Annotated in this window: 25 protein-coding genes; 20 read left to right on the top strand and 5 right to left on the bottom strand. The window is 63.6% G+C overall.

Features of this window, described 5'->3' with window-relative positions:
- Positions 1 to 57: 57 nt before the first annotated feature.
- Entirely contained in the window at positions 58 to 1,014 is a 957-nt protein-coding gene (locus tag LC343_RS12400; protein WP_223477453.1) for a tyrosine recombinase XerC, read from the bottom strand.
- Positions 1,015 to 1,113: 99 nt separating this feature from the next.
- On the opposite strand from LC343_RS12400, the gene rimM reads away from it, so the two are divergent.
- On the top strand, positions 1,114 to 1,671 hold the full coding sequence (rimM, locus tag LC343_RS12395; RefSeq protein ID WP_223477452.1) for a ribosome maturation factor RimM: 558 nt from the start codon (positions 1,114 to 1,116) through the stop codon (positions 1,669 to 1,671).
- Positions 1,668 to 2,351: a tRNA (guanosine(37)-N1)-methyltransferase TrmD gene (trmD, locus tag LC343_RS12390; protein ID WP_223477451.1), complete on the top strand. Its 684-nt coding sequence runs from the start codon at positions 1,668 to 1,670 to the stop codon at positions 2,349 to 2,351. Before rimM ends, trmD begins: the two co-directional genes overlap by 4 nt.
- 16 nt (positions 2,352 to 2,367) lie before the next feature.
- On the opposite strand, the gene LC343_RS12385 is transcribed toward trmD, so the two are convergent.
- On the bottom strand, positions 2,368 to 3,111 hold the full coding sequence (locus LC343_RS12385; RefSeq protein WP_223477450.1) for a sulfite exporter TauE/SafE family protein: 744 nt from the start codon (positions 3,109 to 3,111) through the stop codon (positions 2,368 to 2,370).
- Between the two features lie 292 nt (positions 3,112 to 3,403).
- On the opposite strand from LC343_RS12385, the gene rplS reads away from it, so the two are divergent.
- The 7 genes from rplS to leuC all read left to right on the top strand — a co-directional run bounded on the left by rplS (position 3,404) and on the right by leuC (position 10,180).
- The gene (gene rplS, locus LC343_RS12380; protein WP_223477449.1) at positions 3,404 to 3,958 is read left to right on the top strand and encodes a 50S ribosomal protein L19; all 555 of its coding nucleotides are present in this window, start codon (positions 3,404 to 3,406) and stop codon (positions 3,956 to 3,958) included.
- A 292-nt stretch (positions 3,959 to 4,250) separates the two neighbouring features.
- Complete coding sequence (locus tag LC343_RS12375; protein WP_223477448.1) at positions 4,251 to 6,209, top strand: patatin-like phospholipase family protein; 1,959 nt, start codon at positions 4,251 to 4,253, stop codon at positions 6,207 to 6,209.
- Between the two features lie 85 nt (positions 6,210 to 6,294).
- A complete protein-coding gene (locus LC343_RS12370; protein ID WP_223477447.1) occupies positions 6,295 to 7,092 on the top strand; it encodes a transporter substrate-binding domain-containing protein in 798 nt (265 codons plus the stop codon).
- A 44-nt stretch (positions 7,093 to 7,136) separates the two neighbouring features.
- Positions 7,137 to 7,952 carry an amino acid ABC transporter permease gene (locus LC343_RS12365; protein ID WP_223477446.1) on the top strand — a complete coding sequence of 272 codons (816 nt, stop codon included), beginning with the start codon at positions 7,137 to 7,139 and terminating at the stop codon, positions 7,950 to 7,952.
- A 41-nt stretch (positions 7,953 to 7,993) separates the two neighbouring features.
- Positions 7,994 to 8,518, top strand: coding sequence for an MgtC/SapB family protein (locus LC343_RS12360; RefSeq protein WP_223477445.1), 525 nt, complete (start codon positions 7,994 to 7,996; stop codon positions 8,516 to 8,518).
- Positions 8,519 to 8,564: 46 nt separating this feature from the next.
- Positions 8,565 to 8,708, top strand: a complete 144-nt coding sequence (locus tag LC343_RS12355; RefSeq protein WP_223477722.1) for a hypothetical protein — start codon at positions 8,565 to 8,567, stop codon at positions 8,706 to 8,708.
- A 65-nt stretch (positions 8,709 to 8,773) separates the two neighbouring features.
- Positions 8,774 to 10,180 (top strand): 3-isopropylmalate dehydratase large subunit, encoded by a 1,407-nt coding sequence (leuC, locus tag LC343_RS12350; protein WP_223477444.1) that lies wholly within the window; start codon positions 8,774 to 8,776, stop codon positions 10,178 to 10,180.
- Positions 10,181 to 10,229: 49 nt separating this feature from the next.
- Here leuC and LC343_RS12345 read toward each other — a convergent pair whose 3' ends face one another.
- Entirely contained in the window at positions 10,230 to 10,823 is a 594-nt protein-coding gene (locus LC343_RS12345) for a TetR/AcrR family transcriptional regulator (RefSeq protein WP_223477443.1), read from the bottom strand.
- A 144-nt stretch (positions 10,824 to 10,967) separates the two neighbouring features.
- Here LC343_RS12345 and LC343_RS12340 point away from each other — a divergent pair, with 144 nt between their 5' ends.
- Complete coding sequence (locus LC343_RS12340; protein ID WP_223477442.1) at positions 10,968 to 11,933, top strand: alpha/beta hydrolase family protein; 966 nt, start codon at positions 10,968 to 10,970, stop codon at positions 11,931 to 11,933.
- 132 nt (positions 11,934 to 12,065) lie between these two features.
- Complete coding sequence (locus LC343_RS12335; protein WP_223477441.1) at positions 12,066 to 13,244, top strand: GGDEF domain-containing protein; 1,179 nt, start codon at positions 12,066 to 12,068, stop codon at positions 13,242 to 13,244.
- 17 nt (positions 13,245 to 13,261) lie between these two features.
- Here the strand turns inward: LC343_RS12335 and LC343_RS12330 are convergent, their stop codons facing one another.
- Positions 13,262 to 14,209, bottom strand: a complete 948-nt coding sequence (locus tag LC343_RS12330) for an AEC family transporter (RefSeq protein WP_223477440.1) — start codon at positions 14,207 to 14,209, stop codon at positions 13,262 to 13,264.
- Positions 14,210 to 14,376: 167 nt separating this feature from the next.
- Between LC343_RS12330 and LC343_RS25260 the strand changes: the two genes are divergently transcribed.
- The 8 genes from LC343_RS25260 to LC343_RS12290 all read left to right on the top strand — a co-directional run bounded on the left by LC343_RS25260 (position 14,377) and on the right by LC343_RS12290 (position 20,787).
- Positions 14,377 to 15,546, top strand: coding sequence for a GGDEF domain-containing protein (locus LC343_RS25260; protein WP_223477439.1), 1,170 nt, complete (start codon positions 14,377 to 14,379; stop codon positions 15,544 to 15,546).
- A gap of 39 nt (positions 15,547 to 15,585) precedes the next feature.
- Entirely contained in the window at positions 15,586 to 15,903 is a 318-nt protein-coding gene (locus LC343_RS12320; RefSeq protein WP_223477438.1) for an MliC family protein, read from the top strand.
- A 231-nt stretch (positions 15,904 to 16,134) separates the two neighbouring features.
- Positions 16,135 to 16,536, top strand: a complete 402-nt coding sequence (gene sdhC / locus LC343_RS12315) for a succinate dehydrogenase, cytochrome b556 subunit (protein WP_223477437.1) — start codon at positions 16,135 to 16,137, stop codon at positions 16,534 to 16,536.
- A gap of 13 nt (positions 16,537 to 16,549) precedes the next feature.
- Entirely contained in the window at positions 16,550 to 16,930 is a 381-nt protein-coding gene (sdhD, locus tag LC343_RS12310; protein ID WP_223477436.1) for a succinate dehydrogenase, hydrophobic membrane anchor protein, read from the top strand.
- Positions 16,931 to 16,973: 43 nt separating this feature from the next.
- Entirely contained in the window at positions 16,974 to 18,809 is a 1,836-nt protein-coding gene (sdhA, locus tag LC343_RS12305; protein WP_223477435.1) for a succinate dehydrogenase flavoprotein subunit, read from the top strand.
- Positions 18,810 to 18,811: 2 nt separating this feature from the next.
- A complete protein-coding gene (locus LC343_RS12300; RefSeq protein ID WP_223477434.1) occupies positions 18,812 to 19,249 on the top strand; it encodes a DUF3052 domain-containing protein in 438 nt (145 codons plus the stop codon).
- Positions 19,250 to 19,265: 16 nt separating this feature from the next.
- Positions 19,266 to 20,045, top strand: a complete 780-nt coding sequence (locus LC343_RS12295) for a succinate dehydrogenase iron-sulfur subunit (RefSeq protein WP_223477433.1) — start codon at positions 19,266 to 19,268, stop codon at positions 20,043 to 20,045.
- A 100-nt stretch (positions 20,046 to 20,145) separates the two neighbouring features.
- A complete protein-coding gene (locus LC343_RS12290) occupies positions 20,146 to 20,787 on the top strand; it encodes a YceH family protein (protein ID WP_223477432.1) in 642 nt (213 codons plus the stop codon).
- A 26-nt stretch (positions 20,788 to 20,813) separates the two neighbouring features.
- Here the strand turns inward: LC343_RS12290 and LC343_RS12285 are convergent, their stop codons facing one another.
- Positions 20,814 to 21,470: a transglycosylase domain-containing protein gene (locus LC343_RS12285; RefSeq protein ID WP_223477431.1), complete on the bottom strand. Its 657-nt coding sequence runs from the start codon at positions 21,468 to 21,470 to the stop codon at positions 20,814 to 20,816.
- A gap of 455 nt (positions 21,471 to 21,925) precedes the next feature.
- Between LC343_RS12285 and LC343_RS12280 the strand changes: the two genes are divergently transcribed.
- Positions 21,926 to 22,582: a TetR/AcrR family transcriptional regulator gene (locus LC343_RS12280; RefSeq protein ID WP_223477430.1), complete on the top strand. Its 657-nt coding sequence runs from the start codon at positions 21,926 to 21,928 to the stop codon at positions 22,580 to 22,582.
- Positions 22,583 to 22,700: the final 118 nt, after the last annotated feature.

The following is a 22,700-nucleotide window of genomic DNA, read 5'->3' as shown; positions in this document are numbered from 1 at the left end:
CGGGCAATCTGGCAGCCAAGGGCAATGATTCCGTTAATATCGGCGTAAAATCCGTCTTTATCCGCCACGCGCGCGCGGATGCGCGTTGCGATAGACGTCGAGCAACCGGGCGGTATCGACTCCAGTGTAGACCTGTGTGGTCGAGAGGCTGGCGTGGCCCAGCAATTCCTGGATTGTCCGCAGGTCGCCGCCGCTGCCCAGCAGGTGGGTTGCGAAGGAATGGCGCAGCGCGTGCGGCGTTGCCGTCTCGGGCAGGCCGAGGGCGCCGCGAAGCGCCCGCATGTCGCGCTGAAGGACACCGGGCTGCAATGCTCCGCCGCGCGCGCCGCGAAACAGCGGCTGGTCGAGTTCGAGATCCCAGGGGCAAAGCCGGCGGTAGAGATCGACCGCATCGAAGACTACGGGCAGGAGTGGCACCATGCGGGTTTTCGAGCCTTTGCCGGTGATCGCGATCGCCTTTTCGCGCCGGTCGCGCAAGGCTTCTCCGGTTAGATCGAGCGCTTCGCCGATGCGCAGCCCGCAGCCATAGAGCAGCGTCAGGACAGCCGCGTTTCGCGCCGCGATCCAGGGCTCGGCGTGCAGCTGCTCGGATGCATCGACCGCCTTGCGCGCATCTGCGGCGGTCAGGGGCTTGGGAAGCGATTTTGGCTGTCGTGGGGCGCGCAGGCCCGTGGCCGCCGCGGCATTGGCCAGCCCTTGCCGTTCGAGATAGCGCATGAAGGAGCGAATGCCGGCGAGGCCGCGTCCCAGCGTTCGAGCGCCCGCACCGCCCGCGCGGCGCCTGGTGAGGAAGGCGCGGTAGTCGAGGGTTTTCAGTTCCGCGATATCGGCAAGGCCGGGCGGGCCGCCGAGATGGCCGGTCAGGAATTGCAGGAACTGGCGCGTGTCGCGCTCATAGGCCTCCAGCGTTTTCGACGCGAGACGGCGTTCGCCTTTCAGCTGTTCGAGCCAGGCGCGCCGCGCGGCGGCGAGATCGGGTTTCGCATTGACGAGAAGGGCGCTGTCATCGGACATGCGGACATATTGCCTTGCAATGGTTACCGGGTGATTTCCCGAATGCTTGGCGAAACCCGCAAAAGCCTGTAATCGGCGCGCACCGAAACGGAGCAAGACATGGCAAAACCCGACAATCCGGTCCTGATGGGTGTGATCGGCGCGCCGCATGGTGTGCGCGGGGAATTGCGCGTGAGACCCTATACGGGCGACCCGCTGGCGCTCGCGGATTACGGCACGCTCTACGACATGCAGGGCCGCGCCTTCGACGTGGTCGATATCCGGCCGCAAAAGACGGTCGTCGTCGTGCGTTTCGAACAGGTGCGCGACCGCAGTGCGGCGGAAGCGCTGAACGGCGTTGAACTGTTCGTGGATCGGACCCGGTTGCCGGACGAGGACCTCGAGGATGATGAATTTTTCATCGCGGACCTCGTGGGCCTGTCGGTGCTTGAAGACGGCAACAGGACGGGGGAAGTGATCGCCGTTCACAATTTCGGGGCCGGCGATCTTCTGGAGATCGCACCCGTCACGCCGGGCGGCGGTCTGGCGCGCAAGCGGACCTTCCTCATGGAATTCTCGCGCGCGACGGTGCCGGAGATCGATTTCGATGCCGGCACGCTGGTGCTGGTGCGGCCTGACGAGATAGAGGTGCGCGGCGAGGAAGGCGAGGAGGCATGAGCTTCCGTGCCACGGTTCTGACGCTCTATCCTGAAATGTTCCCGGGGACGCTCGGCCAGGCGTTGGCCGGCAAGGCGCTGGGGCGCGGCGACTGGTCGCTCGAAACCGTGCAGATCCGCGATTACGCCACCGACAAACATCGCAGTGTCGATGATACGCCGGCCGGCGGCGGTGCTGGCATGGTGATGCGCGCCGACATTGTCGCGGCGGCACTCGATGTCAATGCCGGCGATGACGATCCGCGTCCGCGGTTTCTGATGAGCCCGCGCGGCAAGCCGCTGACGCAGGCCCGTGTGCGCGATCTCGCGGCAGGTCCGGGCGCGGTGATCGTCTGCGGCCGTTTCGAAGGGGTCGATCAGCGCGTGATCGATGCACGCGATCTCGAGGAGGTTTCGGTCGGCGATTATGTCTTGTCGGGCGGCGAGGTCGCGGCGCAGGTGCTGCTCGACGCGGTCATCCGCCTCCTGCCGGGCGTCATGGGCAATGCCGCTTCCGGCGAGACCGAGAGCTTCGAGGGCAATCTGCTGGAACATCCGCATTACACGCGGCCGCCGGAATGGGAGGGGCGCGTCATTCCGGAAGTGCTGACCTCCGGCAATCACGCGAAGATCGATGCGTGGCGGCGCGAGGAAGCGGAGAAGCTGACGGCTGAAAGAAGGCCGGATCTGCTGGGCAAGTAACGCGCCGCGCGCCTCGTCACTTCGTGAAGTAATACCAGCTCAGCAACAGGCCAACCGCGATCACGAGCGCGCGGACAACCCATTGCGGCACGCGCTTGGCCATCCAGACGCCGGCGTAGCCGCCGAGCGCGCCTGCCGGGATCATGATCGCCGCCGGAAGCCAGGCGATCACGCCGCCGCCGACGAAGACGACGATCGCCACCGCCGCGATCAGCACGGCGATGAAGTTCTTCATCGCGTTGAGCCGGTGGTAGTCGCCGCCCTTCGCGATGCCGAGGACGGCCAGCGTCATGATGCCCAGGCCGGCGCCGAAGAAGCCGCCATAGATGGAGGTGACGAATTGCGCGAACAGGCCGATGGCCCCCATCGGATGGTCGGGGCTGAGCGATCTCGGCCGCAGCCATGGCCCTGCGGCGAACAGCGCGGTCGCGCCGATCAGCAGCCATGGCACGATCTGCTGGAAGGTTGGATTGGAGAGCGCGAGCAGCGTCAGCGCGCCCGCGAGGCCGCCGACCACCGAGATCGCGCCGAGCTTCAGCGCTTCGCGCAGATCCTTGCGGATCTCGGTGTAATAGGCCAGCGCAGACGTCACATAGCCCGGAAATTGCGTCACCGAAGAGGTCGCATTAGCGACGATCGGCGGTATGCCGATCAGCGTCATCGCCCCAAAGGTGAGGAAGGTGCCGCCGCCGGCGATCGCATTGACCGCGCTGGCGAGAAATCCCGCCGCAAACAGCATCAAAATACTGAACAATGTCATGGCGCTCCACCCGGTCGGGCCGAATGCCCGTCTTTGCCTAGCCGACGCCATGGCCGGCGTGCAATGGGTGTCATGTTGTCCGCCTCGCCGGTCGCCCGATTTACGGTGAAAAGGCGTGACAAATGTCCCTTTCTCCTGTATGGACGCGCGGAATTCGGGCGGATTGCCCTAACTCAACAGCAAATACGATCTCGTGAATACGCTCCGGTCTTCGGGCCAGGCATGACGGTCAACGCACTTTCTGCCCTTGTCGAGCGCTCTGGCGGTTCAAAAGAACAAGAGGAATGAAATCATGACGGACATCATCCGCCAGCTCGAGGCCGAACAGGCCCAGAAAATTCTCGACAAGCGCACCTTCCCGGATTTTTCCCCGGGTGACACGGTTCGCGTGCAGGTCCGTGTGACGGAAGGCAAGCGCACCCGTCTGCAGGCCTATGAAGGCGTCTGCATCGCCCGCAGCGGTGCCGGCTTCAACGAGAACTTCACCGTTCGCAAGATCTCCTACGGCGAAGGCGTGGAACGTGTGTTCCCGATGTTTTCGCCGATGGTCGAGGCCGTCGAAATCGTTCGCCGAGGCAAGGTGCGTCGCGCCAAGCTCTATTACATGCGCGGCCTGACCGGCAAAAAGGCCCGTATCTCCGAGAACACGAATGCCCGTTCCCGCAAGCTGAACGACGCCGAACGCCAGAAGATGCTCGACGAGAAGGCGCGCATTGAGGCCGAGAAGGTCGCCGCAGCCGAGGCGCTTGCCGCCGAGAAGGCAGCCCAGGAAGCAGCGGAAGCGGCAAAGGCAGCCGAGGCGGAAGCCGCGGCAGCCGAAGCACCGGCAGAAGACAACAACGCATAAGATATTCCCTGCTCCGGCAGGTCCTTCAAAGGCGGGCTTTGGCCCGCCTTTTTTGTTTGCGATCAAGGCCGCGTCGCGAGGGCGGCACCGGACCGCTGCTTTGTTTCAGCGGCATTCGCCCTGATCGCCATAGAGATCGTCCGGCGGCCGATATTCGACACCGATACGCCGTTCAGCGACCCGTTTCGCCGCGTCGAGACGATCATAGACGGGTGCGTGAAATTTCGTTTCGTCCTTTTATTGTCAAAATGAAAATGAACTGCAACTATCAGCTGTAACAAGAGGATAGTTGATGGACCGCACGGAGGAGCGCGCGTCCGGCGAGGCATCTCACGACGCCGACGCACAGGACGATGAAGAAAGATCCGGACGCGAGAGCGGTGCCGTGGATGGCCACCTCTCGCAACTGCATGCGTGCCTGCGCGACTATTTCGCCGTCGATGACGACGACTTTATCCGTTTCATGGAAGAAAATTCGACCTTCCTCGAACTCTATTCCGGTGACGTCCTGATCGAGCAAGGCGCCCGCGACGATGACGTGTTCTTCGTCCTTTCGGGCCGGTTGAGAGCAATCCTGATCGAGGCGGATGGCAGCCGGCGGGTTCTCGGCGATATTGGCCGGGGCGAGCCTGTCGGCGAACTCGCGATGTTCACCGACGAGGCGCGCAGTGCGGAAGTCGCGGCGATCCGCAATTCGCTCGTCGCCAGGGTTTCGCGCAAGGTGGTCGAGCAGGCGATCGGCCGCCAACCCGAACTTGCGCTGGTGATAACCCGCCACGTGATCTCGCGGTTTCGCCGCCAGCAGCAGAAGACCCGCGCGCCTGCGCCGCCGGTCATCGTCACGATCCTGCCCGTCGGCGAAAATATCGATATCCAGAGTTTCGTCCGGCGGCTGGCCGATGCGCAGAAACCATGGCGCGAGAGGATCGCCATCCTCGATTCCGATACGGTGCACGAGCGTTTCGGGCACCTGTCGCGACCCGATATCCTGCGTCCGCGCGGTGAGATCTCCACCGAGATCGGCGCCATGGAAGGCGAGCACGACGCGATCTTCCTCATCGGCGATCCGCAGGATTCCGTCTGGTCCACGACCGCGATCCACCACGCGGACGAGATCCTGCTTGTCGCCAATGCGGATGACGATCCCGCGCCCGGCCGCTTCGAAAAGCAGATGCTGGAGGGCGACCATTCGGTTCAGGGGCGCGTGGCCCTCGTCCTCTTGCATCCCGCGGGCGCGGTCGCGCCGCGCGGCACGTCGCGCTGGCTGGCAGCCCGCAAGGTCGACCGCCATTTCCACATTCGCCCGACGCTCGACCGGGACATGCGTCGGCTCGGACGCATCCTGACCGGCAATGCGATCGGGATCGTTTTCGCCGGGGGCGGCGCGCGCGGTTTCGCCCATATCGGCGTCGCATGCGCCCTGACCGAGATGGGCGTCGAGTTCGACTATGTCGGCGGTACGTCGGCGGGCGCCATCATGGGCGCGTTTCTGTCCATGGAGGTCGAGGGCGATGATTTCATCGACATGGCCCGGCGGGTGTTCGTCACCTCGCGCTTCGGCAACCTGACCGGCGACTACAGTTATGCGCCGCTTGTTTCGCTGATCAAGGGACAGCGCGCGCGCCAGATCACCGATATGCTCGTTGCCGAGCGCACCGGCGGACAGGAGCTCGATCTCGAGGATACGTGGAAGACCTTTTTCGTCGTCGCCTCGAATTTCACGAAACACCGCGAGCAGGTGTTGATGCATGGCGACTTCGCCCGCAATCTGGTGGCGAGTTTCTCGATACCGGGTCTCTTTCCGCCCGTTCTGAAAGAGGGCGAGGTATTGTTCGACGGCGGCAGCTTCAACAATTTTCCGGTCGATGTGATGCGCGGGAAGCTGGGCGCCGGCAAGATCATCGGCGTCGATCTGTTGCCCAATGTCGAGAAACGCTACAATCTGGAGGACGTGCCTTCGCCGCGCGCCATCCTGATGGATGCGCTCCTGCCGCGCAGGAAACGCCGCTATCGCCTGCCGAGCCTGCCCGACACGCTGCTGACCGCGTCCATCGTGACGGCGATGGCGCGACAGAAGGCGATGCGCGACGAGGTCGACATGCTGTTCCAGCCGAATGTGCGCGGCGTCTCGATGCTCGACTGGAAAAAATACGATCAGGTCGTCGGATCGACCTACAAGCAGGCGCTTGGGCGATTGAAAGAGATGGAGCCGTCCGAGCTCGCTGCTTTCTTGCCGCCGCCGGCCAACTGAACGCGGTTTACGCGGCGCCGGCTTGCGTCCTGCTCTCCAGTGGATAGTCTCTGCGGTTCCAGCTTAGCCACAAATGGAGCCATCCATGATTTCCCGTCGTCTTCTCCTCGGCCTTGGCGCCGTCCTCACCCTTTTGCCGGTCGCCGCATCGGCGCAGGACCTTCCCGATCTGGGCGGGCGCACCGTTGTCATTGTTACGGAGAACGCCTATCCGCCGCTGCAATTCGTCGACCCGAAGACCGGCGATGCGATCGGCTGGGAATATGACGCGGTCGCCGAAATCGCGAAGCGTCTGAATTTCACGGCCGAATACCAGAACACGTCCTGGGACGCGATGATCCAGGCGGTTTCGGACGGACAGTACGACATGGGCATGACCGGCATCACCATCACCGAGGAACGCGGTGAGAAGGTCGATTTCTCCGATCCCTATATGCGGTCCGAAATGCACATGCTGGTGCGTGCCGACGAGGAGCGTTTCACCGACGCGGCGTCGTTCAACGCGTTTGAAGACGGGCTGGTCGGCGCGCAGGCCGGCACCACGCCTTTCTATGTCGCGGTTTATGACGTGCTCGACGGCGACGAGGGCAATGCGCGCATCAAGCTGTTCGAAACCTTCGGCGCCTCGGTGCAGGCGCTACGCACCGGCGATGTCGATCTTGTCCTGACAGACGGCACAGCGGGCCAGGGCTATGTCGAATCCTCCGGTGGTGCTCTCAAGATGATCGGCGAGCCGCTCGGAACCGAGGATTTTGGCTTCATTTTCCCGAAGGGCTCCGACCTCGTCGCGCCGATCAATGCGGCGATCGCCGCACTGAAGGCGGACGGCACGTTCGATGCGCTGAACAAGAAGTGGTTCCTCGACTACAAGCTCGGCCAGTAGCCGCGCCGTGAAGTTACGGGCAGGGGCGGGGCGGCGGTAACAGCGTGGTGCGTCGCGAGAATTCCGGCGAGAAGGACTTTCCGTGGTGGCTGCTGGCGATCTGCGCCATCGGCGCGACGCTGGCATTGGTGATCGCCTCCAGCGATCTCTACGCGCAGGTCTTTTCCACCGTGGCGCGCGGCGTGCGCATTACCATTTTCGTCACGCTGGTCGGCTTCGCGCTCGCCACGCTTCTCGGTCTCGGTCTGGCGCTGATGGGCCTGTCCGGCTCGCTGATTTTGCGGCAGGTAGCGCGCTTCTATGTCGAGGTGATCCGCGGCATCCCAATTCTGGTGCTGCTGTTCTACATCGCCTTTGTCGGCGCGCCGGCCCTGGTCTGGCTGATCAATCTCGTCACCCAGCCGCTGCAGGCGGCGGGGATCATGGATCCGGTTCTGGTGCGCGATATCTCGCTTCTCTGGCGGGCGATCCTGGCGCTGATGATCGGCTATTCGGCTTTCATCGCCGAGGTGTTTCGCGCCGGCATCCTCGCCGTCGACGATGGCCAGGTCGAGGCGGCGGAAGCGCTTGGGCTCAATCGCTGGCAACGTTTCCGGCTGATCGTCTTTCCGCAGGCGATCCGCACGATCCTGCCGCCGCTTGGCAATGATTTCGTCGCCATGGTCAAGGATTCGTCGCTGGTCTCGGTGCTTGGCGTCGCCGATATCACGCAGATGGGCAAGGTCTATGCGGCGGGCTCTTTCCGGTTCTTCGAGACCTATTCCATCGTCGCCTATATCTATCTGATCCTCACCATCGGCCTGTCTCTCCTGCTGAGGCGGCTGGAAAAGCGGATGCGGCGCGCGCAGGAGCGGAACTGAGCCATGCAACGCCTCGTCGCCTCGCGTGTTATGCTTCAGCCATGCAGGAGACCCTGACCGCTCATTTCGCAACCGTGTTGCCGTTCTCCGTCATCGCGCTTCGCCTCGTGGCGGCGTTGCTGCTCGGCGCGGTGCTCGGCCTCGAGCGCGAGTGGCGGGAACGACCAGCGGGATTGCGTACGCATATCCTCGTCAGCGTCGCCTCGGCGACTTTCGCGCTGATCGCCATCGAACTCGTCAACCAGCCGGAATTCTCTTCCGACGCGCTTCGCACCGACCCGCTCCGGCTGGTCGAGGCGATCACCGGCGGCGTCGCCTTCCTGGCCGCAGGTTTCATCGTTTTCTTCAAGGGCGAGGTTCACGGCGTGACGACGGGCGCCGGCATGTGGCTGGCTGCGGCGATCGGACTCGCGGCCGGCCTTGGCCTGTTCTCCATTGCGGCGCTCGCGACTTTCCTCGGTATTCTTACGCTGACGCTGATCCGCCGCTTCGAGTTCTGGTTCGATTTGAAGGAAAAGAGTCGCCGCCGGCGGAAAGAGCACAGCGGTTCGGGGGACGGGGCTTGAGGGCGCGTCCCTTGCATCGACCGTGAGGGATCCCAGATTGCCGTCCATGACGAAACTTGGTATGAGCGCCGCCATGGAACAGCTGTTCGGACATCCGGGCTTCAAGAGCTTTACGCTGCAGGACCGCAAGCGCCTGCCGTCGCGCTTTTTCGCGCGTGTTGCGCTGACGCAGCTTTCGCGGCTCGGCTAAGCGTCCGCCGCTCCCGGCCGAGGCCGGTTTCCTTACGAATTTCATAGCCCTGAATGGAAAATACCATGACCGCACCGCGCACTCTCTACGACAAGATCTGGGACGACCACGTCGTCGATACCGACGAGAACGGCACGTCGCTTCTCTATATCGACCGTCACCTCGTCCACGAAGTCACCAGCCCGCAGGCCTTCGAGGGTCTGCGCATGGCGCATCGCCAGGTACACGCGCCGACGAAGACGCTGGCCGTCGTCGATCACAACGTGCCAACCACGCCGGACCGGGTTGAAGGCATCAAGAACGAGGAAAGCCGCATCCAGGTCGAGGCGCTGGCAAAGAACGCCGCCGATTTCGGCGTCGAATATTACTCCGAAAAGGACAAGCGCCAGGGCATCGTGCATATCGTCGGACCGGAACAGGGCTTTACCCTGCCGGGCATGACGATCGTCTGCGGCGACAGCCACACCTCGACGCATGGCGCTTTCGGCGCGCTGGCGCATGGCATCGGCACGTCGGAAGTGGAGCATGTGCTCGCCACCCAGACGCTGATCCAGAAGAAGGCGAAGAACATGCTGGTCCAGGTGGACGGCGAGATTCCCGAAGGTGTCACGGCCAAGGACATCATCCTCGCCATCATCGGCGAGATCGGCACGGCCGGGGGCACCGGGCATGTCATCGAATTCGCCGGTGAAGCCATCCGCGCCCTGTCGATGGAAGGCCGCATGACGGTCTGCAACATGACCATCGAGGGCGGTGCGCGCGCCGGGTTGATCGCGCCCGACGAAAAGACATTCGCCTATATCAAGGACAAGCCGCGCGCGCCGAAGGGCGAAGCCTGGGACATGGCGCTCGAATACTGGAAGTCACTGAACACCGACGAGGGCGCGCATTTCGACAAGGTGGTCAAGCTCGACGCGGCCGATCTGCCGCCGATCGTTTCCTGGGGGTCCTCGCCGGAGGACGTCGTGTCCATCGAGGGCGCGGTGCCGAACCCCGACGATATCGAGGATGCCAACAAGCGCGCCTCCAAGAAGCGCGCGCTCGAATATATGGGTCTCGTGCCGGGCACGAAGATGACCGACATTTCCATCGACCGCGTCTTCATCGGTTCTTGCACAAACGGCCGCATCGAGGATCTGCGCGAAGTGGCGAAGGTTGTCGAGGGCAAGACGGTCGCCTCCACGGTCAACGCGATGATCGTGCCGGGCTCCGGCCTGGTGAAGGAACAGGCGGAAGCCGAGGGTCTCGACAAGATCTTCCTTGCCGCCGGTTTCGAGTGGCGCGAGCCGGGCTGTTCCATGTGCCTCGCAATGAATGACGACCGATTGGCACCGGGCGAGCGCTGCGCCTCGACCTCGAACCGCAATTTCGAGGGCCGCCAAGGCTTCAAGGGCCGCACCCATCTCGTCTCGCCGGCCATGGCGGCGGCGGCGGCGATCGCCGGACATTTCGTCGACGTGCGCACGCTCTGACCGAGGGAAATTCGGGTTTTAAACGGCGCCTGCGGGCGCCGTTTTCTTTTCAGCCCTGCGTATCGCCAGCGCGATAACGCAGCCCGTCCACCAGCAGGGCGACCATGCGCCTCGCGTCATCGCCTCCCGCGCTGGCCAGCCGCGAGACGGCGTGCAGCAATTCGATCGCGTCCATGCCGGGGCGGATTTCGCCGGGCTTTTCCGCCGCCTGCAACAGATTTTCCAGCGCAGGCCGGAGCCGTTGGTCGAAATAGGCCGGTAGCGGTTCGTAGGCCGGGTCGCCGGAATGCAGCGCCGCCGACAGGCCGCGCTTGGCCGAAACGAAGTCCACGAAACGCTGCATCCAGCGCGACAGCGCCTCGCCGGGCGGATATTGCGCCGCCAGCACTGGCGCGTCGTCCGCGCAAGCGTCGATCTCGCGCCTGAACACCGCCACGATCAGGTCCGAGCGCTGCGGGAAATGGCGGTAGAGCGTGCCGACACCGACGCCGGCCTTGCCGGCGATTTCACGCACCGGCGCATCCACGCCCGACGTCGCGAACACCTCCATCGCCGCCTTCAATAGGCCGTCGAGATTTCGCCGCGCATCGGCGCGAACGCGCCGCTCCAGCGCTTCGTTCTGTCTGTTTTCGCCTTCGCTCACGGCATGCCTCTTAAAAGCGGAACATGATTCCACTTGATAAACGGAACATTGTTCCGTATATGGTGCGGAACATGGTTCCGTTTCTGCCAGATAACACGGCCCGGCGGCCATGGCCACACCGAACGAACCGCGAAGGAAATCGTCATGAACGAGCTCATCGACAAGGCCGCGAACATCCCGGTCGCGGACGCCGTCCCTGTTGTCTCCATCGCGCCCGTCACGCTGGCCGCGCCCGGCCGCGGGATCGACCTGGAACTGCGGGTGTCCGCGCCGGTGACCGGAGACCGATTGCCGGTCATTGTCCTGTCGCACGGCCACGGCCCGTCGCTCTATATCCCGTCGCTGGACGGATATGGGCCGGTCGCCCAATACTGGGCGGCGCGCGGTTTCGTCGTGATCCAGCCGACCCACCTGAATGCCAAAATCTATGCGCTTGGCGCCGATGCGCCGGGCGCGCCGTTGTTCTGGCGCTCTCGTGTCGAGGATATGTCGCTGATTGTGGACCGCCTCGACGAGATCGAGGCGCAGGTCCCGGCGGTCGCCGGTCGGGTCGACCATGAGCGCATTGCCGCCGTCGGGCATTCCATGGGCGGTCAGACCGTCGGCATGATCCTCGGTGCCGGGCTGATCGATGTCGAGAATGGCGGCCCGGCCGTCGTTATGCGCGACGACCGTTACAAGGCCGGGGTGCTTCTGGCCGCACCCGGGAATGGCGGCGACAGCCTCAGCGACTTCGCGCGCGAGAACTATCATGTCCTCAATCCGGACTTCTCCACCATGACGACGCCGACGCTCGTGGTCGCCGGCGACGCCGACGACAATCCGCACCTGACGACCCGCGGCGCCGAATGGCATCTCGACCCCTTCACATACGGCCCCGGCGCGAAGGATCTTCTCAGCCTTGCCGGCGGCAAGCACGGGCTCGGCGGCGTCGCAGGCCATGACGCCAGGGAGACCGACGACGAGGATCCCGACCGGCTGGAGCTGACCCGCCGCATGGTCTGGGCCTGGCTGCGTAGCGCGCTTTATCCCGAGGACACGGCGTGGCCGGAAGTCTGCAGGGCACTCGCCGACAAGGCGGGATCGCTTGGCCGGACCGACCGCAAATAGCAAAACGGCGCCTGCGGGCGCCGTATTCAATTCGAACGCCGCGCAGCCCACGATTAACGGGATGGCAAGCGGGGCCTGCTAGTCATTTTGCCCGACACGATGGCCGCCGCGTGCAGCCAACCGGATAGACGGATGTTCGAGCAGTCTTACTTTCAGCTCCTGACACCTTTGATCTCGCTCACCTTTTCGGGCGGGTTTCTCCTGCTGTGGCGAACTGCGCGCGATATCAGTTCGTTGCGCTTCTTCGCGGTTTCCTATTTCGCCGCTTCCTGCGCGATGATCGTGGATTTTCTGCAGTCCGCGTTTTATCCGGGTGTCGCCTCTGCGGTTCTCAGCACGCTATACCTTGCGACAACCGTCTTCTTCTGCGCGGGCCTCCATGCGCGTTACCGGAACCGGGTACCGTGGAAAACACTGACGATATCCGCAGCGGCAGTGATGGTTTGTTATGCGGCGCTGCGATACGGCCTCTCCAATGTCGTCCCCAGCGCATGGGCCATCAATACCGGCCTCGCCTTGATCTATCTCCACGCGATCCATGCACTGCGCCACGAGATGCGGGATGGGATCCACCGAATCCTGCAAACGGTGATCGTGGCCAGCGTCGTTTTGCTTCTTCTTCGCACGGGTGTGATCTTCTGGTTCGTCGGCGCGACAATGGCGGATACCGATTATGCGGGGTCTCTGGCGTCGGTGACGCTGCAGATGCTGCTCGCCGTCGTCTCACTGGCCGTCGCCGGCGCTTTGTTCACAATGTACGGCACCGAAATTCTGCGGAGGCTGACCGAAAGCAGCGAAACCGATCCGCTGACCGGCACGCTCAACCGGCGGGGTTTCGAGGCGCGCATCGATTCATTTGTCCGCGACGGACAGGCGGGCGGTTCTTCCCGGGCTGTCGTCATGGCTGATATCGACTGGTTCAAGGCCGTCAACGACCGCTATGGTCACGAGGCTGGCGATCTGGTCATCAGCGCGTTTGCGCGTCTCCTGTGCGATGCCGCGCGCGAAGGCGATTTCGTCGTCCGCTGGGGCGGCGAGGAGTTTCTGGTTATCCTTTCCCATGCCGACGCCGCGGCGGCGCGGCTATTCGCCGAGGGCGTGCGGACCCGATGGGAAGCGTTCGCGCATGACTGTCTCGGCGGCCGTACGGTCACGGCGAGTTTCGGTGTGGCCGCCTGCGAGAACAACCGCGATGTCCGGGTCATCGGGCGCCGTGCGGACGTGGCGCTTTACCGCGCCAAGCGCGAGGGCCGAAACCGCGTCTGTGTCGACGGCCTGGACCCGGCAGGACAGGCATCCGCCGTCGCCTGACCGCAGGTCACCTGCCATCATCCCAGAACGACGTGGTTGAGGACGTAAATCCAGAACGTCACGGTGATCACGGAGAGCGTCGTCGCCAGCAGGAAGGCGGAGGCGGCGAGGTTGACCGCGCGGTCGTACATCACCGCGAAGAGGTAGATGTTCAGGCCGGGCGGCATTGCGGCGACCGTCACGGCGGCGCGCACGGTGTCTGGCGGGAGGTCGAAGACAAAGTGCGACAGCACGAATGCGATCGCCGGATGCAAGAGGAGCGATAGCGCGGCGACCATGCCGGCTTCAGGCAGGTTCGCCTTCATCTGGTAGCGCGTCATCGCCGTGCCGACCCCGACAAGGGCGACGGGAATGGCAGCCACCGCCATCATGTCCACGGCCGCCATGACCGGGGCCGGAACCCAGTGTCCGGTCACGTTGACAATGATACCCAGCAGGATCCCGATCATGAGCGGATTGGCGATGATGGAGCGTCCAGCGACAGAGAAGGTCTCGACCAGCGTTCGCCCGTTGCGGCGCATCAGTTCCATCGTCACCATGCCGACGGCGTAGATCGATGGCGCATGCAGGGCGACTATGCCCAAGGCGGCCGTCAGGGACGCTTGGCCATGCGAGCGCTCGACGATAGCGATGCCGAGCAGGACGGAGTTGGAGAAAGTGGCGGCAAAGCCGACGGCGACGGCCTCGCCAGGGCGGCGATTGAAGAATTTGCGCGCCAGGATGATGCCGAGCGTGAAACAGGTAAACGCGCCGGCATAATAGCTGATCAGCAGAGGCGGCGAGAAGGCGGCGGCAAGGTCAAGCCGTTCGAGCGCGCGGAAGAGAAGCACGGGAACGGCAAGTTTTACGGCGAAGGCGTTCAGCGATTCGGCAATGCCGCCCGGCAGATACCCCGTTCTGACCGAAATCCACCCAAAGGCAATGAGGAGGAAAACCGGCGCGACGGTGGCGAGAATGGTGAGCATGATACCGCTTTAGAGCGGAACCGGGCGAATCGGAAGTGGCTTGGTGCCATGCGGGCAGGCTGCGGGGCGCTTTGGTCGCAGCCCCTTATTAACTCCCTATCAAATTTGACGGCATAGGCTGTCCGCGCCCGGGCTGCGCCGCCCGTGGCGTAGTGAGGTCAGGGGTCGTGCAGGAACAGTCCTACTTTCAGTTGATCAGCCCGATGATCTTCCTGGTGTTTTCCTGCGGGTTCGCCGTTTTGTGGCATTTTGCGCGCGAGGTCCGCGCATTGAAGGTCTTCGCCTTTTCCTACCTCCTCGGGGCTATCGGCTTGCTGGGCGATTTCATACGGCCGCTGCTGTCGCCGGACGTTGCGATATTTGTCATCAACCCGGTCTATGCGGCCACAGCCGCGACCTTCAGCGCGGCCATGTTCGTCTTTTATCGCGGACGCGTACCCGTGCGTGCGCTGGTCGGCGTTTCCGTCTGCATGCTCGCCCTTCTGACCTGGTTCCGGTTCGGCCATGACATGATCGCGGCGCGAACATTGCTGATGAACGCCGGCGGGTTCGTGCTGTTCGCCTATCCCGCCATCGCCTTGAGGCGGGAGATGCGCCGAAAGGTCGACCGCGTCCTGCAGGCCCTGGTGTTTTTGAACGGTCTTCAGTTGCTGGTGCGCACGCTTGTTGTGATCTGGTTCGAGGGCGGAACGCTCACTCAGGCCAATTATCCGCAGTCGGCGGCCGCGCTGACATTTCAGCTCTCGGTCTCCTTCGCGGCGCTGGCAATTGCCGTGAACCTGTTCGTCATGTTCGGAATGGAAATCGTCGCCGGGCTGACCGAAACCAGCGAGACAGATCCGATGACGGGGGTCCTGAACAGGCGCGGGCTGGAGTCGCGCGTCACCGGCTTCGCCGCCGGTCAGGACCGCATGGTGATCATGGCCGATATCGATCGCTTCAAATCGATCAACGACCGTTACGGACACGAGGCTGGCGACAGGGTGATAACGAATTTCGCCCGGATTCTCGATTGTTCCGCCCGCGAGGACGATCTCGTCGTGCGCTGGGGCGGAGAGGAGTTCATGGTCGTGTTCGCGGCAGCGGACCCCGCTCTGGCCCGTCTTTATGCCGAATCCGCCCGGTGCGCGCTTGAGGCGCTGAATCAGGATTGTGTCGACGGCGCGACCGTGACGGCGAGTTTCGGTATCGCCTGCTGGCCTGCCGGCGCGCCGTTCCCGGAAGCCGTCCATATGGCCGACAAGGCCCTCTACCGGGCCAAGCGGAACGGGCGCAACCGAGTGACCGTCCATGAACAGAACACGCGAATTATGAAGGGCAAGATCGCCGCCGCATAACGGCTTGCCCGTCACAAATGCCGGGACTATGACGGCGACATGACGCTTTCCCGTTCCTTCCTTCCTCTCATCCTTCCGATTGTCCTAGCCGGATGTCAGTCCATCGGTTTCGACGGATTTCCGTCCTCGCAAGGCGGCGATGCACGCTATCGCTGTTCGGACAACGTGACGCTGACCCTCGAGCGCGCCGGCGCGACCGTGACGGCTTCTGACAGCCGCGGCTATTCGGCTACCATGCCGGCGAGCCCGGCGGGCCAGAAAGTCCGCTACGCGGAAGGTATCCATGCGCTGATCCTGGAAGGGCGCAGCGCGACCTGGTTCGTTTCCGGCCAAAAGCCTATGGTATGCACCCGGTGATGGCTTTTCGCGTTACGAAACAGCGCCTTGAATGCAGCCCTCGGAGACCTTTCCGCCCGCGCTCCAAATCCAATCGATTGAAATGCGGCGATGCTGTTGCAATGCAGCACAATCCCACTAAGGGATGAAACCTATGATGCCGCGTTCCTTTGACGCGGCGCGATTGCCGCCCTATTAACGGGTGCACTCCAACGTGCACCGGCCCGAGTCACATATGAGGAGCAGCCAGTCGTGAGCGCTTCCAGTCCTGCCAAGAGCGAGCGTCCGCTTTCGCCGCATCTTCAAATCTACAAGCCGATTCCGACAATGATGATGTCGATCGCCCATCGCATCACCGGCATGGCGCTCTATGTCGGCACCATCCTTGTCGCGTGGTGGCTGATCGCCGCGGCGTCGGGTCCCGATTATTTCGCGCTCGTCAACGGTTTCTTCGGCTCGTGGCTCGGCGTGCTGATCCTGTTCGGCTACACATGGGCGCTGATACACCACATGCTGGGCGGGCTGCGCCACTTCGCTTGGGATCTCGGATACCTGTTCGGGAAAAGCACCTCGACGAAGCTTGCCTATGCGACGATCACCGCATCCGTGGCGCTGACCTTCGTCATCTGGATCATCGCCGCGATCGCGGGCTGAGGGGAGAAACGCCATGTCCATCCTGACACCCTACAAGCGTGCCGCCGGTCTCGGTTCGGCAAAGGACGGCACCAGCCATTTTTGGCGCCAGCGCGTTACCGCGGTCGCCAATGTGCCGCTGATGATCGCCTTCGTGTGGATCGTCGCATCCTGCGTCGGCGGATCCTACGAGGAGGTCCGCGCGACGCTCGGTCACCCGCTCGTCGCGGTCATCCTGCTGCTCGTCGTCGTCAGCGGCCTCTACCATGCCAAGCTCGGCATGCAGGTCGTCATCGAGGATTACGTGCACGGCGAAGGCGCGAAATTCGCGGCACTTCTCCTCAATGTCTTCTTCACTTTCGCGATCGGCGCACTCTGCGTCTTCGCCATCCTGAAACTGGGTTTCGCGGGCTGATTGCCCCGGCGAACCCGGATAGCGGCTCCAGGGAACGATACGGATGAATACTGACGCTTCCAAGAACGGCTCGGCCTATCGCACCGAAGACCACAAATTCGATGTGGTCGTGGTCGGCGCGGGTGGCGCGGGTCTGCGCGCCACGCTCGGCATGGCCGAACAGGGGCTTAGAACGGCCTGCATCACCAAGGTGTTTCCCACGCGTTCTCACACGGTTGCGGCGCAGGGCGGCATCGCCGCCTCGCTGACAAACATGACGCCGGACTGCTGGCAGTGGCACATGTACGACACCGTCAAGGGCTCCGACTGGCTCGGCGACGTCGACGCCATGCAGTATCTCGCCATGGAAGCGCCGAAGGCGGTCTACGAGCTTGAACATTACGGCGTGCCGTTCAGCCGCACCGAGGACGGCAAGATCTATCAGCGCCCGTTTGGCGGCCACATGCAGAATTACGGCGACGGCCCGCCCGTGCAGCGCACCTGCGCCGCCGCGGACCGGACCGGTCACGCCATCCTGCACACGCTCTACGGCCAGTCGGTCAAGAACAAGGCGCAGTTCTTCGTCGAGTATTTCGCGCTCGATCTGATCATGTCCGACGACGGTGTCTGCACCGGCGTCGTTGCCTGGAACCTCGATGACGGCACCATCCACCGCTTCTCCGCCAAGATGGTCGTGCTTGCGACCGGCGGCTATGGGCGCGCCTATTTCTCGGCGACCTCCGCGCATACCTGCACGGGCGACGGCAACGGCATGATCGCACGGGCGGGCCTGCCGCTGCAGGACATGGAGTTCGTGCAGTTCCACCCGACCGGCATCTACGGCGCCGGCTGCCTGATTACCGAGGGCGCGCGCGGCGAGGGCGGCTATCTCGTCAATTCCGAGGGCGAGCGCTTCATGGAGCGCTATGCCCCGTCGGCCAAGGATCTCGCATCCCGCGACGTCGTCTCGCGCTGCATGACGATGGAAATCCGCGAAGGCCGTGGCGTTGGCAAGGACAAGGACCACATCTTCCTGCATCTCGACCACCTCGATCCCGCCGTGCTGCATGAGCGCTTGCCGGGCATTTCGGAATCCGCCAAGATTTTCGCCGGCGTCGACGTGACCAAGGAGCCGATCCCGGTTTTGCCGACCGTCCACTACAATATGGGCGGCATCCCGACGAATTTCTGGGGTGAGGTGCTCAATCCGGCCAATGGCGGTCCGGACGCGGTCGCGCCGGGCCTGATGGCCGTCGGCGAGGCGGGCTGCGCGTCGGTTCATGGCGCCAACCGGCTTGGCTCGAACTCGCTGATCGACCTCGTCGTCTTCGGCCGCGCCGCGGCGATCCGCGCCGGCGAGGTGATCGACCGCGAGGCGTCGATCCCCGAGGTCAACGAGGCGGCCTGCGACAAGATCATGGCCCGCTTCGACAAGCTGCGCCATGCCGACGGCGGCACGCCGACGGCCGTGCTGCGCGAGAAGATGCAGCGCGCCATGCAGGAGGACGCCGCCGTCTTCCGCACGCAGGAATCGCTCGAAACCGGGTGCAAGCGCATCTCGGAAATCTGGGGCGAACTCTCCGATCTCAAGGTCACCGACCGCTCGATGATCTGGAACTCCGACCTCGTCGAGACGCTGGAGCTGGAGAACCTGATGGCCTGCGCCATCACCACCGTTTACGGCGCCGAGGCCCGCAAGGAGAGCCGCGGCAGCCACGCCCGCGAGGACTACGCGGAAGGCAAGTTCGCCGGGCGTGACGACGAAAACTGGCGCAAGCACACGCTGGCTTGGGTCAACGAAGCCGGCAAAGTCACGCTCGACTATCGTCCCGTTCATACGGAGCTGCTCGCAGACGGCATCGACCCGAAGAAGATCGAACCGAAGGCGCGGGTGTACTGACGATGGCACTCGCGGCGGCCGGATATTCTGGAAAGCCCCTGCCGGACAAGCTCGGCATGAAGGACGGCCATGCCGCGCTGTTCGTCGAGCTGCCGGGCGAGGTTGCCGAACTGGCCGGGGCGCGCGAATTCGCCTCTGTCGAAAAGATCGGCTGGGACGCGCTTCCGGGCGAAGGACACTACGATTTCGTGCATGCCTTTACGGTCGAGAAGTCCGATCTGGCAGAAAACGCCGAGACCTTGCGCGACCGCATCATGCCGGATGGCATGGTGTGGGTTTCCTGGCCGAAGAAGGCCTCGAAGGTCGCGACCGATATTACAGAGGATGGCGTGCGCGATGCGCTGCTGCCGTCCGGCCTTGTCGACGTCAAGGTTTGCGCCGTTTCCGATGTCTGGAGCGGTCTGAAGCTGGTCGTCCGCAAGGAATTGAGAACGCACTGATGCGGAGCCGATAGAAATGGTTGAACTCGCACTCCCCAAGAACTCCAAGATCACGCAGGGCAAGACCTGGCCGAAGCCGGAAGGCGCGACCAATCTGCGGGAATACAAGATCTATCGCTGGAGCCCGGATGACGGGAAGAACCCGTCCATCGACACCTATTATGTCGACATGGACGATTGCGGCCCGATGGTTCTCGACGGTCTCCTCTACATCAAGAACAAGATCGACCCGACGCTGACGCTGCGCCGTTCCTGCCGCGAGGGCATTTGCGGTTCCTGCGCGATGAATATCGACGGCACCAACACGCTGGCCTGCACCAAGGGCGTCGAGGAAGTCGACGGCGTCGTGAAGGTCTATCCGCTGCCGCACATGCCGGTGGTCAAGGATCTCGTGCCCGACCTGACGAATTTCTACGCCCAGCACGCTTCCATCGAGCCCTGGCTCGAAACGAAGACGCCGGCGCCGGAAAAGGAATGGCGCCAGTCCCACGAGGACCGCGCTAAGCTCGACGGCCTCTATGAGTGCATTCTTTGCGCCTGCTGCTCGACATCCTGCCCGTCCTATTGGTGGAACGGCGACCGTTATCTCGGCCCGGCCGCGCTGCTGCAGGCCTATCGCTGGCTGATCGACAGCCGGGACGAGGCAACCGGCGAGCGGCTCGACAATCTGGAAGATCCGTTCCGGCTCTATCGCTGCCACACTATCATGAACTGCACCCAGGCCTGCCCCAAGGGTCTGAACCCGGCGAAAGCCATCGCGGAAATCAAGAAGATGATGGTCGAGCGACGGGTGTAGGGCGAGGCGATCGGGCTTTGAATATTGTGCTTTGCCTGCCTGGGAATAACGGCGTGAATCGCCTAGCCGCAGAGTGCATAAATCGGCTAATCATCATTGGATGAGCCAGGAACCTCTTCCCCATTTGAATCCCGTCGAAGCGCGCGTCCTTGGCTGTTTGATCGAAAAGCAGCGGCTGACGCCTGATGTCTATCCGCTGACCTTCAATGCCTTGCAGGCGGCGGCCAACCAGAAATCGTCGCGCGAGCCGGTCATGGCGCTCGAGCCTGCCGACATCCAGCGGGCGCTTCAGTCGCTTGAACAGCAAAAGCTTGTCCGGCGGGCCTCCGGTTCGCGCACGGAACGGTTCGAGCAGGCGGCGAGCGCCGTGTTCGTTCTGACGATTCCGCAATCGGTGCTGCTGGCGCTGTTGCTGCTGCGCGGGCCGCAGACGGTCAACGAACTGCTGACCCGCAGCGAACGCATGACGGGTTTTGGTTCCGCCGATGGTGTCCGGGAGGAGCTGGACATGCTCATCGGCCGCCGTCCGGCGTTGGTGAAGGAGATCGGCCGTGCGCCCGGTCAGCGGGAGATCCGCTTCGCGCATCTTCTGTCCGGCGACGTCGACATTGCCGATATCTCGCCTGCGAGTCCTGCGCGGGAAGCGGCGCCGTCCCGGATGACGGAACTGGAGCAACGCGTGCAGACCCTCGAAGAGGAAGTCGCCGCACTGAAAGCGCGCCTCGATGCTGCCGGCGCGTGAGCCGGCCTGTGTGATCCCGGCCGGTTCTACCGGCAGCCTTCGAGCCAGACATCGCCGTTGTCGAGCGGCGCGCATTCGCCTTTCGTCAGGCGTGCGATCCGTGCCGTCCTTTCCACCAATTCGGCGTCCGTGCCCTGCAAGTCGTATTTTCCCGGCGCGATCATCACGGCAACGAGCTTGAGAAATTCCGTGCGGCCGATCTCGGCCGGCGGCGCGCCGAAAATCGTCTGCGATGCGTCGAAAAACCCGGTCATCCAGCCATCCGGTCCGCGGCCCATCTCCAGCGTATCGAGCCAGAGCGCCATGATTTCGCCCTTCGAAAGCCGCGCCTCGAGGCCGAGTGCGTAGCCGGTCTGGCGGATTTTGCCGATGCCGGGACGGAAATTCTCAAACGCGAGCCGCTTGGCAAGCGACTGTGTAACGGTGGTGACCCCGGCGCCGGGCGTGCTCATGTCGATGCCGCCATGGTCGCGGAAGGCCGGGTCCTGCACCTTGAGAAGATCGTCGAGCCGGCCCTCGCCCAGATCGTTGCCGCCGCGCCCGTCGGCGATCAGCGCGTCGGCGCGTACGCGCAACTGGTCGGCGTCGGCCAGCGCGTCGAGATAGCCCTTGCCGCCATAGGCAAGCCCGGCGACGACGATTGCCAGCACCACGACAGCGACGATTTTGACGAGACGTTTCATCTGCGGACCTTTTCCATTTTTTCGATGATCGAGGGCAATTCTCTCCGGAGGGGGTTTCGGCACTCAACCGGGCGGAAATGCGGCGAGCGATCTCCCCGGTTTTTACGCGAGCACGGAAACGGATTTTGCGCGACGGCGATTTCGTGATGTGACGATTTTATCGTGACGGGTTTTCCCGCCGAGCCATTTTGCGGCTCGGCGCGTTTTCTCGCGCTGACCAATCGAACGATTCTTCGACCGCTCTTTTTTCATCGCGGCGCCCGAAATTTTTCGACACCGGGTTTTCGCGGCCGCGGCCGCGGCCGTTTTCCCCCGCTTTTCGATTCGAGAGGGCTGCCTCTCGCAACGCGGTGGTTGCAGATCGCTTCTCGCACCGCTTATGAGAATGAAGCCTATCGTCTCGTATGGCCAAGATGATTCGATAGGTTCTCATATAACGGTAAGCGAAAACCCATATGAAACAGTGGCTTGAGGGTCACCCGAAGGCGAAGCTGATGGCGCGAAAGCGCGCCGCGATTCTTGACGCTGCGCATCGGCAATTCATGGCGCATGGCTTCGACGGGACCACGATGGAGGCCGTCGCGGCGGATGCAAAAGTGTCGATCATGACGCTCTATCGTCACGCCGACGACAAGGACGATTTGTTCCGCGCGGTCGTTGTGCAGGCCTGCGATCGAGCCGTCGAGGCGGGGTGGATCGACCCGGGCGCCGGGTTGACGCAGCCGCTCGGCGAGGCGCTGCAGGCCCGCGCCATGCGGTTCCAGGCGCTGCTGGGCGACAGGGAGACTGTCGCTCTTCTTCGCGCCGTCACAGTCGAGGCGGACCGCTTTCCCGATCTCGCGGACAGGACATGGCACGCCCTGATCGGCACGCATCGCGATGCGGTGGCCGCCTTCCTCGCATTTCGGGAGGAGACGCGGAGCCTTGGCGCGGAGAAGCGAAGCCGCCTCGCCACCGCCTTCCTCGACCGGCTCGTCGGATCCGACATGCTCGTTTCCCTGCTGGGCGGTCATGCGGCGCCGTCCGGGTTGCAGGAAGCGCGCGCCCGCGCCGCTGCTGCTGACATCCTCGCCGCCGTCCCGCCCTACGCGCCTGGCCGTCGACTGGTCTGAGGATTTCAGAATTGGTCGATGCGCCGGCTGACCGGCTTTGGCACTACTCTGGAGTCGCCGCTCCCGAACAGCTCTGGCTAGCGACAGGGGACGAGGATGGTGCGACTCATCTCCTTGA

Source organism: Oricola indica (assembly GCF_019966595.1).
GTDB classification, from domain to species: Bacteria; Pseudomonadota; Alphaproteobacteria; order Rhizobiales; family Rhizobiaceae; genus Oricola; species Oricola indica.
The sequence above is the reverse complement of the archived record's forward strand: the minus strand, read 5'-3'. Positions and strand labels throughout refer to the sequence as shown.